The sequence below is a fragment of the Aurantimonas sp. A2-1-M11 genome, from assembly GCF_036549475.1.
Classification (GTDB): domain Bacteria; phylum Pseudomonadota; class Alphaproteobacteria; order Rhizobiales; family Rhizobiaceae; genus Aurantimonas.
In genome coordinates this window covers 1-16,066 of the sequence record NZ_JAZHLI010000077.1, presented here as the reverse complement: position 1 = coordinate 16,066, position 16,066 = coordinate 1, and the positions used below count along the sequence as shown (strand labels likewise).

At 61.6% G+C, this 16,066-nt stretch carries 14 protein-coding genes, 1 tRNA gene and 1 pseudogene; 11 read left to right on the top strand and 5 right to left on the bottom strand.

All coding sequences use genetic code 11. The features are described from left to right. Positions 1-25 precede the first annotated feature (25 nt). The gene (locus VQ042_RS21880; protein ID WP_331822419.1) at positions 26-847 is read right to left on the bottom strand and encodes a hypothetical protein; all 822 of its coding nucleotides are present in this window, start codon (positions 845-847) and stop codon (positions 26-28) included. Between the two features lie 266 nt (positions 848-1,113). Between VQ042_RS21880 and VQ042_RS21875 the strand changes: the two genes are divergently transcribed. The 4 genes from VQ042_RS21875 (at position 1,114) to VQ042_RS21860 (ending at position 5,074) form a co-directional block, all read left to right on the top strand. Beyond that, complete coding sequence (locus VQ042_RS21875) at positions 1,114-1,479, top strand: hypothetical protein (RefSeq protein ID WP_331822418.1); 366 nt, start codon at positions 1,114-1,116, stop codon at positions 1,477-1,479. Between the two features lie 753 nt (positions 1,480-2,232). Beyond that, entirely contained in the window at positions 2,233-2,835 is a 603-nt protein-coding gene (locus VQ042_RS21870) for a hypothetical protein (RefSeq protein ID WP_331822417.1), read from the top strand. 124 nt (positions 2,836-2,959) lie between these two features. Continuing rightward, positions 2,960-3,517 (top strand): hypothetical protein, encoded by a 558-nt coding sequence (locus tag VQ042_RS21865; protein ID WP_331822416.1) that lies wholly within the window; start codon positions 2,960-2,962, stop codon positions 3,515-3,517. A 549-nt stretch (positions 3,518-4,066) separates the two neighbouring features. Beyond that, the gene (locus tag VQ042_RS21860) at positions 4,067-5,074 is read left to right on the top strand and encodes a helix-turn-helix transcriptional regulator (RefSeq protein WP_331822415.1); all 1,008 of its coding nucleotides are present in this window, start codon (positions 4,067-4,069) and stop codon (positions 5,072-5,074) included. Here VQ042_RS21860 and VQ042_RS21855 read toward each other — a convergent pair. Together VQ042_RS21855 and VQ042_RS21850 are read right to left on the bottom strand one after the other, a co-directional pair. Further along, on the bottom strand, positions 5,061-5,735 hold the full coding sequence (locus VQ042_RS21855) for a hypothetical protein (RefSeq protein WP_331822414.1): 675 nt from the start codon (positions 5,733-5,735) through the stop codon (positions 5,061-5,063). The genes VQ042_RS21860 and VQ042_RS21855 overlap by 14 nt on opposite strands. Positions 5,736-6,085: 350 nt before the next feature. Then, a complete protein-coding gene (locus tag VQ042_RS21850) occupies positions 6,086-7,084 on the bottom strand; it encodes a peptidoglycan-binding domain-containing protein (protein WP_331822413.1) in 999 nt (332 codons plus the stop codon). A gap of 504 nt (positions 7,085-7,588) precedes the next feature. Here VQ042_RS21850 and VQ042_RS21845 point away from each other — a divergent pair. From VQ042_RS21845 to VQ042_RS21835, 3 genes are all read left to right on the top strand, one after another. After that, complete coding sequence (locus VQ042_RS21845; protein WP_331822412.1) at positions 7,589-8,029, top strand: DUF2213 domain-containing protein; 441 nt, start codon at positions 7,589-7,591, stop codon at positions 8,027-8,029. A gap of 84 nt (positions 8,030-8,113) precedes the next feature. Further along, on the top strand, positions 8,114-8,344 hold the full coding sequence (locus VQ042_RS21840) for a hypothetical protein (RefSeq protein ID WP_331822411.1): 231 nt from the start codon (positions 8,114-8,116) through the stop codon (positions 8,342-8,344). Continuing rightward, positions 8,330-8,402, top strand: a tRNA-OTHER gene (locus tag VQ042_RS21835). The genes VQ042_RS21840 and VQ042_RS21835 overlap by 15 nt, the downstream gene beginning before the upstream one ends. 205 nt (positions 8,403-8,607) lie before the next feature. On the opposite strand, the gene VQ042_RS21830 is transcribed toward VQ042_RS21835, so the two are convergent. Next, complete coding sequence (locus tag VQ042_RS21830; RefSeq protein ID WP_331822410.1) at positions 8,608-9,516, bottom strand: peptidoglycan-binding domain-containing protein; 909 nt, start codon at positions 9,514-9,516, stop codon at positions 8,608-8,610. A gap of 426 nt (positions 9,517-9,942) precedes the next feature. Next, a complete protein-coding gene (locus VQ042_RS21825) occupies positions 9,943-10,422 on the bottom strand; it encodes an ISAs1 family transposase (RefSeq protein WP_442880172.1) in 480 nt (159 codons plus the stop codon). Positions 10,423-10,458: 36 nt separating this feature from the next. On the opposite strand from VQ042_RS21825, the pseudogene VQ042_RS21820 reads away from it, so the two are divergent. The 4 genes and pseudogenes from VQ042_RS21820 to VQ042_RS21805 all read left to right on the top strand — a co-directional run. Next, positions 10,459-10,545: pseudogene (locus VQ042_RS21820) on the top strand (helix-turn-helix domain-containing protein); the annotation flags it as partial. Between the two features lie 224 nt (positions 10,546-10,769). After that, positions 10,770-12,971, top strand: a complete 2,202-nt coding sequence (locus tag VQ042_RS21815; protein WP_331822409.1) for a hypothetical protein — start codon at positions 10,770-10,772, stop codon at positions 12,969-12,971. Continuing rightward, positions 12,968-14,446, top strand: coding sequence for a hypothetical protein (locus tag VQ042_RS21810; RefSeq protein WP_331822408.1), 1,479 nt, complete (start codon positions 12,968-12,970; stop codon positions 14,444-14,446). The genes VQ042_RS21815 and VQ042_RS21810 overlap by 4 nt, the downstream gene beginning before the upstream one ends. 84 nt (positions 14,447-14,530) lie before the next feature. Further along, positions 14,531-15,622, top strand: a complete 1,092-nt coding sequence (locus VQ042_RS21805; protein WP_331822407.1) for a trypsin-like serine protease — start codon at positions 14,531-14,533, stop codon at positions 15,620-15,622. Positions 15,623-16,066 lie beyond the last annotated feature (444 nt).

Here is a 16,066-nt window from a genome sequence, read left to right as displayed (position 1 = left end):
GGATCAGATCAGGAGGTGGCCGGCTTCAAATCGGAACGGCGGCCGGAATGAAATCGGAACAGGTGGCCGGCTTCATCTTGGAATGCATGGCCGGCTTCGTCGGAATCCGCAGAGTAGGGTTGCCCGCCGTGTGGAAACGATGCCTGAGAACACGATCCGCCTCGCGGTCCTTGGCCCTGAGCCGGCCGTGGGAGCAATAGACGGAGGTTTCCTCGGCCAAGGCGCGTGCCGCGGCGCCCGTCGCGCTCCTGATCCGACCCAAGCCGTCCGTGACGACGAGTCCCTCGCTGATTTCTGCCAGAAGCAGGTGGGATTGCCGTTCCCGCTGCGCCATCTCGACGAGGCGGCGACGAAGCCTGGTCGCACTCGACAAGTGCGGGCCGAAGGCTTCGAGGAACGCGACCTCCCGGGCATGTAGCGGGCCAGCCCGGTCGCTCCGGTAGACCAGCAGCGAGCTGAGCCGCTCCTTGCTCCTCTCCATCACCAGCAGCGAGCCGTCGGTGATGCCCTGAGGCGTAAGGATGCCCGCGACAGATCGATCGCGGTGCCACACGTCCCGATCGATCCCGCAGTGTATATCGAAAGCCGTGCCGACAGGTCCCGAGAACAGCGACTGCACGCCGATGTTGCTCTCGATGTCCGGGAACTCCTGGAAATGGCGCTGGACGAGATCCGTCTCGAAACCGTGGTTGACGAGTAACTGGTGGGCGCTGCCGGAGATCGCTCCGTCGTCTATGACGACCGAGCGTGCATCCAGCCTATCGGCGAGATCTGCCGCCACATCCTGCCATCCCTGGTCGCAGTCTCCCGCCACCGCTGCGTACACGTTCGAGATCAGATCGTGCAAACTACGCATCCCTGATTTTCAGGGGACCTACACTACCGACCTAACGTCATATGTGAATGCTAAAATAGCTTCTGACCGACATCTGGTGGTGCGATGGGGGACCAGTCTCCCTCTCGGGGTCAAGCGTTCATCCGAGTATCATGGGGGAAGCCTTCACGAATGTTATTTACAGGTTGTTGAATCTACTACCTAAAATTGGGGATGCGGCCTTGGCGTCCGTCGCTCTCAATGTCCCCAGGCACTACGGGACACGGAGGAACGATCCCATGTTGAAGAGAGCTATCACGGTAACAACCATCGTCGCAGCCGCGTTCATCTCGACCCCGAACGCCGAACCGCTTCGGGCACCCCACGGTCCTCATCTGCCGATATGCGTTACGTCGCAGGATGAGGCCAGCGGGGCCGTCCGGCTGAACGTGGTCTTCGCCATGGGGCAACCACTCACGCTCAGCGCGAAATCCTTCCCGGTCGCCTGCGACGCCACCTTCGTCGGGATCCTTTGCGGCGGCGAACCCGGTTGCGACGCCGACACGACGACCGCACTCACTCTCGCCCAGAACCGTGACGACGTGCGTTGGCGGGCCGGCCTGCCTCCGCTGGGTGTGTCCCCCACGCGGATCGTGGGGGAATAGCCCCAGCCAAACCTCGGCCGACAGATCGGTCGCCTCTCCGTCCCGCCAAAGGTGTTCAGATGATCCGCATTCTGCTGACGGGCGTGGCTCTATGGTCCGCATCTGTGACCACGGGCGATGCCGAACAACATGAGAGTGTCGGCTCGGAGTTCTGGGAAAAGGGCCCCGATCAGCCGCGACCGGGGCCAGTCGCCCCGCGCACACGAAACGTCGCTCCCATTCGCTCACCTGCGATTGCGCGAGATGCCACCGGAGGGTCTCTCATCTGCTCGACGAGCCGGGTTGCCCTCGATGGATCGCGCCGATGCGGGCTCGTGCCCTTGGGATCTTCCGGGTACATAATCGATCTCGGTCACTCATTGTTCTTCCCCGCGATCAAGGCGAATGTCCCGCAATGCCGGGAGATCGAGGTCGTGACTTGTGCCGCCGAGTGACCGATCAGAGGCTCTGCGGGAGGCACCTGTTCAACTAGGGTGCCCCAAGTCGCTTCTTGCCGTGAACGAGAGGGAGGGGCGTCGGCCGCGAGGGCGTACCGCATGCGGCCACGTCGAACCGCGCCAGCGAACGACCATCCGAGCGCGGACTGGCGGCTCGTGCGCTACCGTCCGCTCGGTCCCCGTACATATTCGTGTCTTCTCAGTTAATTCCTCCGCTGACCTGGCGGTAAAACAGGCCCTCTACCCAACTTTGGGTATGCGGTGTCCACGCTTCTCGTTCCCAATGCCGGCAGGCTGGCCGCGGAGAACGGATGTCATGTTTCCTGAATCGTTGAAAGACTTTGGAGGGGGGCTTGCGGGGAAAGCGCCGCGGACGGCGCGTCGTCGTCTCGATCGAGTCCTGGCGGGAATCCTTGTCGCGGCGGGGGTCTCGATGATTACGCCGGCCGCGCTCGCGCACACCGCAGACGCGTCGGACGCGGCACATGATTCCTTCACCGGGCTGGCCCCAAATCAAGTGGCCCATCGGATTCGGGTATACTGCCATCCCCCGGAAGTTGGCCAAGTCTACCTTGAACCCGACAAGCTGGCGGAGCTGCGAACGAGGTTCGAGACCGGCTGGGTTGCGCGGATCCGGGACTTCAGCGAGGCCGAGAGATCGACGATCCAGTCCGCTTTCGCGGTTGGACCGGAAGGCGGCTTCTTCGCGGCCCGCCTGCTGAGAACGCTGTCCATCGTCGCGGCGCTGGAGGACCACGTGGTCTGCCTCTCGCGGGGAAACAGATGCCTGATCGGAGACCAAATCACTCATTTCAGGAACCCGTCGCCGCAGCCGGGGCACTGGGACACGATGTACTGGAGATGGCGGGGCTTCCTCGAGCGGGACGCGATGAGGGCAACCATGTGCCTCGGAATGTAGGCGCGGAAGCAGACCCTGCGGCGCAATCCGCCGCGGAACGATCGGTGGTCGGCAGAGCGAGACAAGGGAGAAACGACATGCGCGAAACAGCCAGCGGTCGCCGCTGCCGTTACGAGCGACGGCGATGAGCATGACGAGGGTCTCCTTCATGGTCGCCATGGCGTGTGCCGCGGGTATGGTGGTCGGCTTTGCCTTCGGGCAATCTGGAAAGGACGCGGGGGCCGGGGAGGTCTCGGCACTGTTCGCAGAGATCGAGCAGGCACCGGCATCGTCGACCAAGCTCGCTCCTTGCGATCTCACGCCCGCTCCCACCGGATACGTGGACCAGACGCGATTGCTGGATCTCGAAATGCGGTTTCTTGACCAGTTCAAGAGCGGTCGGTTCGGGTATGTCGAGGAATCCACGCGACGCAACATCCATCTGGCGTTCGAAAAGGGACCGCAGCGCCCGTTCGCCGGCGCCCGCGCCCTGCGCTCGCTGGCGATCGTGGACGCATTGGCCGAGCACGTGACCTGCATCAGGGCGGGGAGGTCATGCGAGCTCCCCGAGGAGATCGTCCATTTCGAATGGCGCACGAGGAGGAACGATCTACCCATGCTCTCGTGGCCCGACATTCACGAGCAATGGAAGGCACATCTGAAAACGGACGCGGCGAAGGTGTCGTCGTGCGCCGTTAGCTGAAGCAGCGAGAGGACGGCCAACGTCCCTTGTATTCAACAGGAGGTATCGATGAACACAGTGGCGGTGATCTCCGTCGTTTGGCTGGCCGGGGCCAGTCTCTCGGAGGTTCGAGTGGATCAGGGGCCCATCGTCCCCGTGGATACCGATCCCGTGATCGCATCCGCGACTAATGAATGCGACCGGACGTGCCGGATGGAGTTCGTTGCGAGGGTGGCAAGGAGGAACCTGCCAGGCCGGGACGTGGCCAACAGCACCTCCGCCGCGCCGTCTGAAACCGCGACGCATACTGTCGACTGAACGCTGACTTTCCCAGGATGGCAGTGCCACCAGCAGGGATTGCTTGAGCGCGGCCATGTTTCCGTAAGGCTGGACCGACTTGCTCACTGAATACGGTGGCTTGTTACCTAGTGTAATGCGAAACATCGGCATGAGATTGGACCCGTCCCGAAGCTTTGACGGCGAGAGGATGCTCGACGTCATCTCGCCGTCTGCGGCTCCGTCTACGGCTCCGTCGACGGATCGGGCGATTGGGTAGACGTGGTCTCGGAAATGCTGAGAGCTGACGGTTCGACGAGCTTCACGTTCATGTCGTTCGGCAGGGACGGCGCCGTCCGCCAGGATTCATGGCCGCAGATACCCGAATGCACGATGGATTACGCCCGCGAGTACGCGGGGAAGGACCTCCGGGTGAGGCGGGTTCTCGGCGGCCGTCGGGGCGTCTCGACGACCGACGACCTCCTGTCACCCGACGAGATCGCTCGGTGTCCCGTCCATCAGGAACACTACCGCCAATTCCCCGATGCCTGGAACTCGCTCTTCCATACGGTCAAGGCAGACGACCGGCTCATGATCCCCTGTTCCAGCGTTCCGCCGCCCGTCGCGCCTTCGGGGATGGAGGAAAAGGCCCGGCTCCGCATCCTGTCCCCGCATATCGCCCGAGCGTATCACCTCAACGATCTCCTTCCGGCTGGCGGGGTCTTTCGCGAGGGTCTCTTGGGCGCATTGGACGGGTTGGAGGAAGGCGTCTTCCTGCTCGACCGGGACGGAACCCTCGCCCACGCCAACGCCGCCGGCAGGATGCTGCTGGACGCTCGCGACGCCCTCAGGCTGGAACGGGGCGTCCTGTCGGCCGCCCACGCTGGATCGAGGGACGCGCTCCAAAGGTTCGTCCTGCGGTCGCTGTTGGCACTGAACCGGGTAAGCTTCGCTCTTCCCCCGCCCGTCGCCATCGGACGATTGAAGGGCGCGCCCCTGATCATGCGATCCTTCGTCTGTCCCGACGAGAGAGGGGTCGCCAGGGTGCTCTTGAAGGTAAAGGACAGTTCCCTGAGATCCGATCCGTCCATTGACACCATCCGCGCCGTGTCGGGGTTCACCGCGTCTGAGGCTAGGATCGCGCTCGCGCTCATGGGCGGTGACTCGATCCCCGAGGTAGCCGCGGCGGCGGGAATCGCGCAGGAGACCGTCCGCACGCATCTGCGCAACATGAGGGGCAAGCCCGGGGTCAGGCGCTACTCCGAGATAGTCGGGTACCTGTCGCGCGTCACCCAGATCTGACCTCCGAGGAATCACCGGCCCCGACGGCCAACGGAACACCATACCGCTGGGACAGGTCCGCCATCATCCTCGGGTAGATCGCCCTCGCCATGCCGTCCAGTCCCAGGCTCGAGGCGAGCGCGCTCGGCAGGATGAACTTTGCGTACAAGCGGAGAAGCTCCGCCTTCGGGTTTGCCGAGGATCGGATGCGATCAGAGATGGCGGAGGTCGTGCGGTAGTATGCCTCAATATCGGCACCACCTTCAGGCGTCCCCGCCATCCTCGTGTCCCGGAACCGCCGCAGTGCCTGCAACTCGAAGCAGTCGTCCTTCAGGCCGAGCATGTCGACGCACGCAGCCGTTAAAAAGCAATCCTCCACACACTGACGCCGATCTATATCGTACGTCATCGGTTTGCCGTCATCGTCTAATCGCTTCGAGCACTGAGTATTTAGCCTAGGGAGGTCAGTTAGATGACAGACGTACTTCGACACCTTTCCCCGTTCGTCCTTCATCGTGCCGACAATCCGCCCGCCATGATCCGTGCAGGCCCGCTCGAAGAAGACCTGCTGCGTCTGGCCCGGTGACTGAGCAAGCGCCGATGGTTTTATCCCCGCGGCCTCCAGCGCGATGATGGCGACACCGGTGCCGACGGCGACGACCCTTCTGCTTATCTGTCCCAAAACCCTGCTCCAGCTTCGATGGTCTCCCGCACGTTCAGTGACGGGGCTGCATCTGTTTTACACCGGTCCCACCCGACCTGAGGGAACATGATCGGTCCTCCGCTCGCCTCCCCAAAATTGGGTAGGCGAGGACAAAGTGGTCGGACCCGTATCGGAGCAATCGGTTCTTAACGGGCGATGTGGCTTGCCCATGAAATGCTCCTCCTTCAGCCAGAAGACCTCTCCAGTTTTGCGAGACAAGTCCAGTAGCTTCGTCCATGCGGGCCTGTGTTTTCATCTCCTCCTTCGGTAGGGCCAACTCCGATGTGTACAATCAGGTGCCGAGTCCGGCAAAGGATCGGCGGATTCTATCAGCCACAGGGTCCGTCCAAGGCCGCCTTGGACGCTGCCGCGGCCCGCTCGAACTCCGCCCCGAGGGTGCCGGTGGTGTTCAAGGATGGGCACATGCGAAGCGCGGCTGCCGCATTGCTAAGCACCTCGAATCTGGCTTGGTGAACTTCACACATAGCCATCGCACCGCCTTCCGCCTGTGCCGCGATACGTACGATGTCCGCTTCGATACGGCGCATGTCCTCTTCGCACTGACCGGACATCTCGACCGTACGGCCCCGGTCGTCGGTAGCGGACTGCCCAGGTGGACGGCTGCGCGCTTCACCTGCCGCCGCGGCCTCGCCGGATTGAGACGCCTCCCGCACCGCCGCTTCCAAAGCATCCGCCGACCCCTCGTCCACAATCGACTGCGGGTCTTCCATGTACGTCGCCGCGAGACTGTTCCGAACGCCGCCCTCACGGAGAGCCGCTAACAGCGCACCGTCGGGGTCGCCCGTCTGAGCCATTCCCTCTGCGGACTGGAAAGCCCGGATCGCACCCCGCGTTCTCGGTCCCATAAGACCGTCGGGCGTCCCGGCGTCGTAACCCCGGTCGTTGAGCAGGCGCTGAACCGTCTGGATCTTTCGGCGGCCCAGCGTTTCGAATGGCGTTTCCGCAGGAGAATAGGCGGGGTCATCGTATCGAGCCCTCATGACCGTGTAATTCTGTTCGAGGCATTGGTAGTAGGCGATGAACCTTTGGGTCTGGACAGTGTCACGCCTCATCCACTCGGGTCCGCTCGTCAACTTGTCGATGTTGATGGCGATCAGCTCTCGGCGCTTCGAGCGAACGACGTCCGCTCCCCACTTGTCCATGTCCCATATGATTTCTTGGGCGTTGAGCCGGTGGCCACACGCCTCCACCACGACCCGAATAGCTCTCTTGAGTTCCGGGGAGTATGCGTTTCTCGGAGCCGCTCCCGACTGAGAAACAGTCGTCAACGCCGTTGCCAGGCCCAAAACGAAAACGAGCACCCGCATGTTTCCCGCTCCGATCATCAGGCTGCCCAGGAGACAAAGTGACAGGACGTTCGGCACGTCTTGCCGACCGCGGCCCTCACGATCTCATCACGGTTATCCTGAGAGGGCATGCCCAAAACTAGGTAGGCCGATCGCGGCATGGGGTGCTTGGCGACGGAAGCGTCGCAAGGAGAGGACGCGGGCAGCCATCTCAGCTTGTCGGGCCATTCAGCTACAGGGGTCGTCCAGCGCCGCCTTGGATTCGACCGCTGCCATTCGATACTTTCGCACCACATTCGACAGACGATCCTCGCGAAGTAGTCTTAGGACTACGAACAGCGAGGAAGGCCGATGACCCGGTTCGAGGGCTGCCGTCGCCGATAGCATCTCGGCTGAGAACAATCGTGTCCGCGACCAGGCCTTCGTCGACGCGAAGGCTCGAGGGTTCAGCGACGACGCGGCCCGTACGGAAGCAGCCTACCAAGCGATGAAGCATGGCATGCCGAATGCCTGGAGGGGCTGACTATGCTCCTCTTGGACGCCGCGACCGTTAAAGGGAAAGGGAGCCGGATCTCGGCCCCCGGTTATCTAGTGGCGACCGTTCGGCTCGCACGGTCGGGCGTCTATGAATATCACACGACGAAGTTGGCCGGCCGAACCTCGCGATCGTGCGGATTTATTGGCCACCCGCCGAAGTGTCGGCACGAAGCCTTCCGGCCCCTCGCCAACGCTCCGGTCACGATCGGGCGCCCCGTCGACGCCGTTTCATCTTCGACATGGCGCCGCGACGCCATCGGCACCGTCGGCGAGGAGATCGGCAGGGATGGCGAGTTCGTCACCGGTACTATGCGCGTTCAGGACGCCGAAGCGATCCGGAAGATCCAGGCCGGCACCTCGGAGATGTCCTGCGGCTACCAGTCCTTGATCGAATGGACCGCGGGCGTCACCCGACGGCCAATCCCATGACGCGGTCATGCACGGGATCCTTGGCAACCACATCGCAATAGCCCCGCTCGGCAGCGGATCCCATTGCAGGAGCGGAGCCTGACCATGAAGGTCATCGTCATGGCGTCCCTGACGCCGATCTCCGACCCTGAGCTCCTCGACGGGGAGTATGTTGCACTGCGGCCCGCCACTGACGAGGAGCGGCGCACTCTCGGCTTTCGGCGCCGCGCGATCGTCTACACCGTCGTGCTGCGCTCCTGCGCCGGCATCACGGGCAGTGCGAGGGTTTGGATCCTTCCGGGGAAGCCATTCCGTCAACGGTCTCCTTTAGTTTAGCGGTAGAACACGGGTTTTGGCCCCCGCGGCCTTGGTTCGAGCCCAGGAGGGAGAGCCAGTAAGTCTGTCCTTTCGAGGATGATCCGGGATCTGGATGACGGGCCCGGCCCTGCCGAAGGACGATGACGAATATCGGCAAAAAATGCCTCTCATGAAGCGCCTGATTTCGAACCGCCGTGCGGACGCCGAGGTCGACGTTCCCGCCCCGCCGACTCTGCGGGATAATCCGCCGGCGAGGTGTCCTCACTTGCGTGGGCAAGGCCTCAGCAGGCCGTATTGAGTGCGGCTCGCGAATCGTTGGCGGCACGCTCGAATTCCACTGCCTGCGCCTCGTTGCCTGGCTGGCATCGCCGGACGATGTCCGCTCCCCGGGTCAGCACCTCGTAGTTGGCGCGGTGGGCGTTGCAGATGGCGACTCCTCCGCCAGCCGCCTGGGCGGAAATGCGATTCATGTCGTTGGTGAGACTTGCCATGTCCGCCTCGCACGATCCGGTCATATCCGAGACGGTGACGGGATCGTCGGAACGCGGCGCCTGCGGGGGCCGGGAACTGCCCGCGGATGCCGTGCCAGCACCGGTAAGGGCATCGAGCAGATCGAGACTGGGGCTGCCGGTGACATCCAGACCATTGTCACGCTGGAAGGCGGCGATGGCTGAGCGTGTCTGACGCCCGTCGAGGCCATCGGGCGCGCCGGCGTCGTAGCCACGGGCGTTAAGTTCCGACTGGATGGCGCGGATGCCGGATTTATCGAGACGGCGCTCGATCACCGCTTCGCTCGTCGCAGGGACAGTTCCCTTCTCAAGCGAGGCAGCCGTGTCCGCTCCTTCCGGCGCCTCGCCACGTAGTTCGGCCCGAATGGAGTAGTAATTTTCGGCGAGGCAGCGCCAGAATCCAAGGACCTCTTGCACTGGCTCAAGGCCAAGCTCGGCTGATATCTTCAGTTCATGCTCGATCTCGTTCCTTATTCGGTTCAGGCCGGCAGCCGCCGGCTGAGACTCGGCGACAATATGCTCGTCCACGCTGCCGTCGGAGCTGCCGGGCGGTTTCCCGCATATGCTCCTTGCGACTGATCCGGTGTAGGTCTGCAAAGAGCCGACGGACTCGGCACTAGCAATTGGCGACGCCGCAAGAACAAGGCTTATACAAGTCGTTGCGGTGGCGACGATGCGCATGACCGATTTCCTCCCTAGCACGACCGGCAGCACCTGCCAGACGAGACTGGTTCTCGAACGGGCTCCGACCTTCCTGCTGTGATCTCCGCACATAGCTTGTGCGTTGTCCAGACTCGGCGCGGGGTACGATCATGCGGCTTGAGCACCCTTGGCGAATTTATAATCGCTTCGATGTTGGGATTTCGCCGGCGGTGGATCCTGCCAGCCGCACTTCCTTTTACGGGAAGTCTCCGGTCGAGAGAGACTCCCCAGCGCTGGCTTGCGATCCAGTCACCTACATTGAAGGCATCTCCCGGCGCCCGAGACTGCTAATGCGCGAAACTGCCATCGGCCGCCGCGGCGCGAGATGTGCCCGGTCTACATTGCTGGGTTGATCGGGCCCGGGGACCGCAAGAGCGTGCGCCTATGGCGCAGGGCAATCGCATTTCAGAACAGGCTGAGCAGGCGAGAGAGGAATGCGTTGTCCCAGCCTGCCCTCTGGAATTTCCCCTTCAAGGATACCTTTGAGCCGTCCTTCTGCATGACGTTGAGCGCCATGTGGCGCAGCACGGCGAGGTTTTGGGGGCCGTTGCCGAGGCGGGTTCGATCCTGGTCCTCGTTCATGACGACGTCGAGCCGCCAGTGCAGACGGTTCTCGACGCTCCAATGCTCACGGGCGACTTGGTTGAAGCGTTCGGCGGAGAGCGCCGTCGAGAGAAGATAGTAGGCCGTTTCGGTCGTCGTCTTCGGCCCGCACTGGCGCACCCGGACGACCTTGCCGACGGCGGCAAGGCCGGGCCAGCGATGGTCGGCCTGCAGCCAGTCGATATCGGTCGAGACTGTGGCCGTGCCGCGTCGGTGGCGATCTGCGCCAGCACCAGACGCTGCTCGCAGCCCCAGGCGCTGACCATGTACAAAAATTTCCAAATGCGATTCCCCTGACCTATGGCGGGCGCGCGGTCGGGGATGAACCGGACGCAAGCGGCCGAGGCAGCGGGCATGGACCGGCAGACGCTGCGCGACTGGGTGTTGCGCTACAACGCCGAGGGGGCCTGGCTATGGTGGATTATCTCGCGATCCTCCAACGGCTGCAGAGCGACCGAGCGACGCGCCGAGCATATGCCTGACATACCCAATATTGGGTATATGGTAATCGGAGACCGAGATTATAGTCTGGTGAGGCTTGCGCCTTCTTCAGATGTGGAATTCAATAACATTCTTGACTTGGCGCCAGATTTTATGGCCGATTCATTAGATTTAAAGGCATTTTGGCAATGAAGGATAAGCTTAACAATAAGGCTCCGCAGGGGAGTATCGAATCTACGTGCTCCGAACAAGAGGTGTCCGTTGATTTTACAAGCGATACCCGTCAATTCCGAGATCGCATTGGGTTGATTGTCTCTTCCATTGATGGTCACGTCCAGAAAATTGTCGCAAAAGCCACGCAAAGGATGTCGGCGTTACGGATCGCTGTCGTTTTGGTCTTGGTTGGCTGCACCTCGTCCCAAGCCATTGAGTATGGCTCCCTGGACAACACCAAAGTTGGCAATTGGACGCGCGGGGGGTTGATAGCCGACGGCAAAAAAGCGGCTTGCTACGTCGACACAAGTAACGAGAATTCATATCTGGCATTCTCAGTCAACGCGTCTGGTCGGTCAATCTACTTCAGTTACCCCGATGTGGACCAGATTTTCGCTAACTCCGCTGGTCAAGTCGTTCTCAAAGCGGACGGCGAGATCATTCCGACCAGTTCCTTCCGACACCACTGGGACAGCGGCTACTTCACGATCAGCCAAGGCCGTGAACGGGAAACGGTGGATCGCCTCTCCAGAGGAGCAGAGATAGAACTTTCGGCAGGCGGTGAGGTGCGATCGATCTCGTTGCGAGGTTCGATGAAAGCGCTCGCAGCACTCGACGAATGCGCTGCGGACGTGGAGCAAGTGGCAAACTTGCAGGCAAAGCCCGCTCTTGACTACGTGCTGGCGCGGACTGCGGGGGGAAGCCGATACCACGCCCACATGGCCGCCACGTACATCACCGAAAACAACCGCTTCGCGGATTTGAGCGGCCTCAGGCTGTTGCTGGCTGACATCGAAGAACCGAGTGAGTGGTTGCGCGGCTGGCAAGCACATCTGCTGGCATTCGGGCAAGGTGGCGCGGTCGATGGTAGGGCAGCCATGGAGGCCGCGATGCAGGCTGGCTCCGACAAGCGCGCCCGCCATGTTCGGGCTTACCTCATTCACAACGGTCTCGGAGTGGAAGCGGACAGTGCCGAGGCAATGGCGGAGCTCGAACCGATAATCACGCCTGAGGACTGGTGGAAGGACAGCGTTGTACTCGCCGCCGAGATACTGCGCGGTGGCGGTCCCAGTCTCGCTCCTGATCCGGAGCGGGCTTTCAAAGTGATCCAGAATGTTCACTTGGCTGAACCACAACACGGCACGTTTCGGGATCTGTACGCCAGCTTCATCAGGGAGGGCGTGGGTACGCTGGCCGATCCATCGGCTGCTGCCGACGTATACCTCTCCGAGGAGGCCGGAGCCGACTACTGGGAGGCTCTTGTCTCTGTAGTTAATGTTTTGGGAATGGAAGCCCGCGTCGACGAAATAGTCGCGCTCTGGAAGAAAGACGATCCCCAGCAGGCCGACTGGGCGCAGCTGGGCTTCCTTTGGACAGGAAAGCCTTCCATGCCTCGCGACCGTGAAGCCGCCATGGCGATCATCGATCAGTACCCCGGGGTGTGGGGCTTCGACATGAGGCGGATCATGATCGCGCAGGATGGCACTGAGGCGGAACGGCGGTGGGCGGGTAATCCAGCCGAACTAGCCATAGCCTTCGGCCGGACCCATGCCGAGGCACTGACCGGGGCCAGCAAGATGTCGGCCCGTGCAGTGCTCGCGAAGGCGAAGGCTTTGGATGCGTGGCAGAAAGGGGATCTGGCAAAGGCCGGTTTTTTGCTCGCTCCTCTGGAAGGTTCGCCTCTCGATGCCCAGGGCGTCGATCGACCGGCGGACGTGGCGTTGATGCGCTACATGGCGGAGATCACCGCCGAGGGGCGGGACGACAACTGGGAAGACGGCGCCTACCTGTCCAAGAGGATCGCCGAGATTTGGTCAATCCCGTCCACCGCGCCCGCCCTGTTCCATCGTCGCGACGTTGCCGCCAGCCTTTCCTCGCTCGTCGGTTCCGCCAGATGCGGCCAGGCCCTTGGTCTGGCGATCGCGGCAGGGGTGGCGGGGGACAGTCAAGCCGCGGGTGACATCAGGGTCCTTATGCTAGCGGGCCAAGCGAACGCCGCATCGGTGGAGGGAACGGCGGAAGCCGCCGAGAGGCTGTTCGACACCTCCCTGAAGTCGGCGGCCCGTATCGAACCCGCCCCACAGATTCCGCCAGCCACTTTCGACCGGACGGCCAGGGCATGCATGAACCTTCCGGAATTACCGGACGACGAACAGTTGAAGGAGGCATCTCGATGATTCGCCGCATCATGATTTCCGCGGTCGTTGCCATGATGGCGGCCCCTCTCAGCGCGCATGCGCAATCAGCTCCCAGTGGCGTTATCGGCTTCATCTTCGGCGAGGACACGGCGGAGAAAGCGGAGGCTTTGCGTCGCTGGAGCCAGAGCGGGGACGAGACTTTCGGGCTTCCCGGATTGCCCGCCGATGCTCCGCGGGCTCCAGTTGATGACGGCAGGATCCGGACCACCCTGGAGCGCGAGATCGAACTAAGCCGCCGTTCACCTCCCGTGTCCTATGGCTCGGTCATGAACGGGGCCCGCGACCGAGCCCGCACCGGCAGCGGCGTAACCCCGACCGAGATGGCGCTCGCATACGAGGGCATCCGTGCGAGATCGGACGATGCCGGTGCGCCAGTCGACCCCTATCGGATACCGGGAGTGACGGAAGACGAAGAAATCGACGCCCTGGTCGGTGAGGAAGGCTACATCATCGGCGACGGCTATGACCCCGATGCCAGACTGGACCGGATGGCGACCGACATGCGGAGGGAAACGCCACCGACCCGACCGCGATACGAAGATCTCACGCCCCCTTCCGTCGGCGATGTTCCGGCACGTGAGGAGTACGGCCGCTGGACTCGCAACGGCGACACCCTCGTTTTCGTTGAGCCCGGCACAGCCCCGGCACAGACACCGCAGGCTGAGCCGCGTCGGACACCCTACGAGGCAAGATACGAGGAGGCGCAACGCGAAGAGGTCGAGGAGATATACGATACCTACGGCTCGGTTCCCGGCGGCGTGGTACTCGAGACGACGGACCTTCCGGACATCGCCATCGAGAAGGTGCTGTTTCACGAAGGACGGGGCGAGTTCATGCTGCTGCCCTCCGAAACCGTATATCGCTCGCCCCTGCCGTTTGCCGACGCGATGCAGATACTGGAAGCCGTCTCGAGGGACGTTCGGGTGGGCGTTTCCATCGCCTCGACTGACTACATCGTCTACGGTGACCTTCCCGCGTCCGCCAAAGCCACCCGCACCCTCCTCGCGTTCGATCAGATCGGCGGCACTGCCGCTCTCGGCCGCGAGGATTTAACCAAGCGGCTCCTCAAGCCTCTCGCGGCCATGGACACAAGCGCACCCGTCTCGGGTCCGCAACCCGGTCTCGTCTTCTTTCGCTTCGAGCATCCCGGATTCGATGTCGTCGACGACGTACTCGAACCGCGCCCCGTGACAATGGCGGTCAGCTTTGCGGCCGTCGACAGGACGAAAAGGGCTGAGGATGGCGGGCTCGTTCCGCAGTTCGTCGAGGAAGCGCAATCCCGCTATGAGCAGAACATCCTCAACGCGAAAGCTTTCACGTCAGGTTTGCCATCGTTGGAGACCGAGCCGGCCGTCGCCGACACGTTGGCATTGGCCGAGTTCGCATCCTTCGCCCGATTGCTGGAAGACAAGAATATCGACCCGCAGTCGGTGGTCGTCATGCGTGAGCACTGACTTTTTCCGATCCACTGGAAAAGACCAATTCAATGCAATAACGCTAGATTGCGACCAGGAAAGATTTCAAGCATGACAGCAACAATGAGCGCCATCATCACTCTTCTCAGCTCCTCCCTAGCCTGGGGTCAGTTGGACGTGGCCCAACCCGTTCTGTCGCCCTATTTTATGATGAAATCGCTAAGGCAGAACGTCGTCATCGATGGCCAACCAGCGACGGCCAGAAGCCAGACGCGCCGTTTCGCCGCTCACCTAGTCTTCGCTCACTCAGACGACTTAGAGAAGCCCTACGGCAGCTATGACCTCAAAGCTTGCACGGGTGTCCTGATTCATCCGAACGTGATTGCTACCGCTGCCCATTGCCTTGAGCATGAAAAAGTGACGATCAGAACGAGCGAAATTTACAGGTACAATTCGGTCCGGATCAGCTTTGGCTATAGCGAAAATGATCCTGACTACTTCCAAACAATATCTAACGACATGATTATGCATCCAGAATACTTTAGTTATAATGAAGAGACTAAAGTGGCGATTCATCAAGGCCCTGATGATGTGAAAACTGTCGACACTCCCGTCGCGAAGGATGGTGATGGCAAAATAAGAGTGACGCTAGAGCCTAAATGGGGATACTATAAGAAGGTAAAAGATGGGCGTGCCAACAGCACCCAATTCTTCCGCCGACCCCACGAGAACATGAACATCATGCATCGCTCGGGGGCTAACGACATTGCTTTGATCTTCCTTAAAGAGTCCGTTCGCGAACCTTTTCGACCCGTAAAGATATTCGATGACCATCGGTCACTGAGCCACAAGCAGTCTCTTTGGGTTGCGGGCTTTGGCGTCGATCACTTCGAGACTAGACATCAAACCTTGAATAATCCTCGCTTAAGACTTGCAGAATATGTCATGGAGGGAATCTATACTGAAACTGTCCATACGAAGCGCGTTTTAAAGGGTCTATTTAGCTTCCCTAAGAATAACCATTACGCCTGCAATGGTGACTCTGGCGGCCCCGCACTGGTGTATGTCGGAGATAATGTCGAGCTTCTCTCGATCTCCAGCAGTAGCGAAGCTAACTGCGTCGGCTTCCATTTCGGTCCGACTGTTGCCCCCTTCACTCGCTGGATCGAAGCATGGATGGCCTCCCGCGGGCTCTCTTTCCCCGACGGGGCATAGACACGATCTGGAAGCCTTCGGCTCAGAGGAGTAGGACTTCTTCTAGATATACCGCCTCGCTCAGACGAAAATACCGCTCGTCGACGTCCCAGAACCCCGGCTGTCCCCGCATACCATCCTCTCGCTCTCGCTCATAAGGAGGACGCCTCCGGAAACTGGCGGATTTCGCTCTGACGAGATTCATTATCAGTGCTCCCGGCGACCGCCCTCGCCTGGCTGGCGGAGGCATTGCGGAACGGCGCCGTCGAGAATGGATACGGGATCAAGAACTGGGGGGATAGGATTCGGAGGTCTGCCTGACGGACTATCTCGACGCCGCCGGCCGGCATCTGGACGCCTTCTGTCATTGGGCCTTGAGGTCAAGGGGCTTGTTTCGCGAGGGGCATGCTTCTGTTCGTGATCGATGCGATGATCGTCACATGATGCGGTCGGCGTGATGCGACG

Bases quoted from the DNA above. Each gene is read 5' to 3' on its own strand.
- VQ042_RS21875 (WP_331822418.1), top strand. From the start codon at position 1,114: ATGTTGAAGAGAGCTATCACGGTAACAACCATCGTCGCAGCCGCGTTC.
- VQ042_RS21870 (WP_331822417.1), top strand. From the start codon at position 2,233: ATGTTTCCTGAATCGTTGAAAGACTTTGGAGGGGGGCTTGCGGGGAAA.
- VQ042_RS21865 (WP_331822416.1), top strand. From the start codon at position 2,960: ATGAGCATGACGAGGGTCTCCTTCATGGTCGCCATGGCGTGTGCCGCG.
- VQ042_RS21860 (WP_331822415.1), top strand. From the start codon at position 4,067: ATGCTGAGAGCTGACGGTTCGACGAGCTTCACGTTCATGTCGTTCGGC.
- VQ042_RS21850 (WP_331822413.1), bottom strand. From the start codon at position 7,084: ATGCGGGTGCTCGTTTTCGTTTTGGGCCTGGCAACGGCGTTGACGACT.
- VQ042_RS21845 (WP_331822412.1), top strand. From the start codon at position 7,589: ATGCTCCTCTTGGACGCCGCGACCGTTAAAGGGAAAGGGAGCCGGATC.
- VQ042_RS21840 (WP_331822411.1), top strand. From the start codon at position 8,114: ATGAAGGTCATCGTCATGGCGTCCCTGACGCCGATCTCCGACCCTGAG.
- VQ042_RS21830 (WP_331822410.1), bottom strand. From the start codon at position 9,516: ATGCGCATCGTCGCCACCGCAACGACTTGTATAAGCCTTGTTCTTGCG.
- VQ042_RS21815 (WP_331822409.1), top strand. From the start codon at position 10,770: ATGAAGGATAAGCTTAACAATAAGGCTCCGCAGGGGAGTATCGAATCT.
- VQ042_RS21810 (WP_331822408.1), top strand. From the start codon at position 12,968: ATGATTCGCCGCATCATGATTTCCGCGGTCGTTGCCATGATGGCGGCC.
- VQ042_RS21805 (WP_331822407.1), top strand. From the start codon at position 14,531: ATGAGCGCCATCATCACTCTTCTCAGCTCCTCCCTAGCCTGGGGTCAG.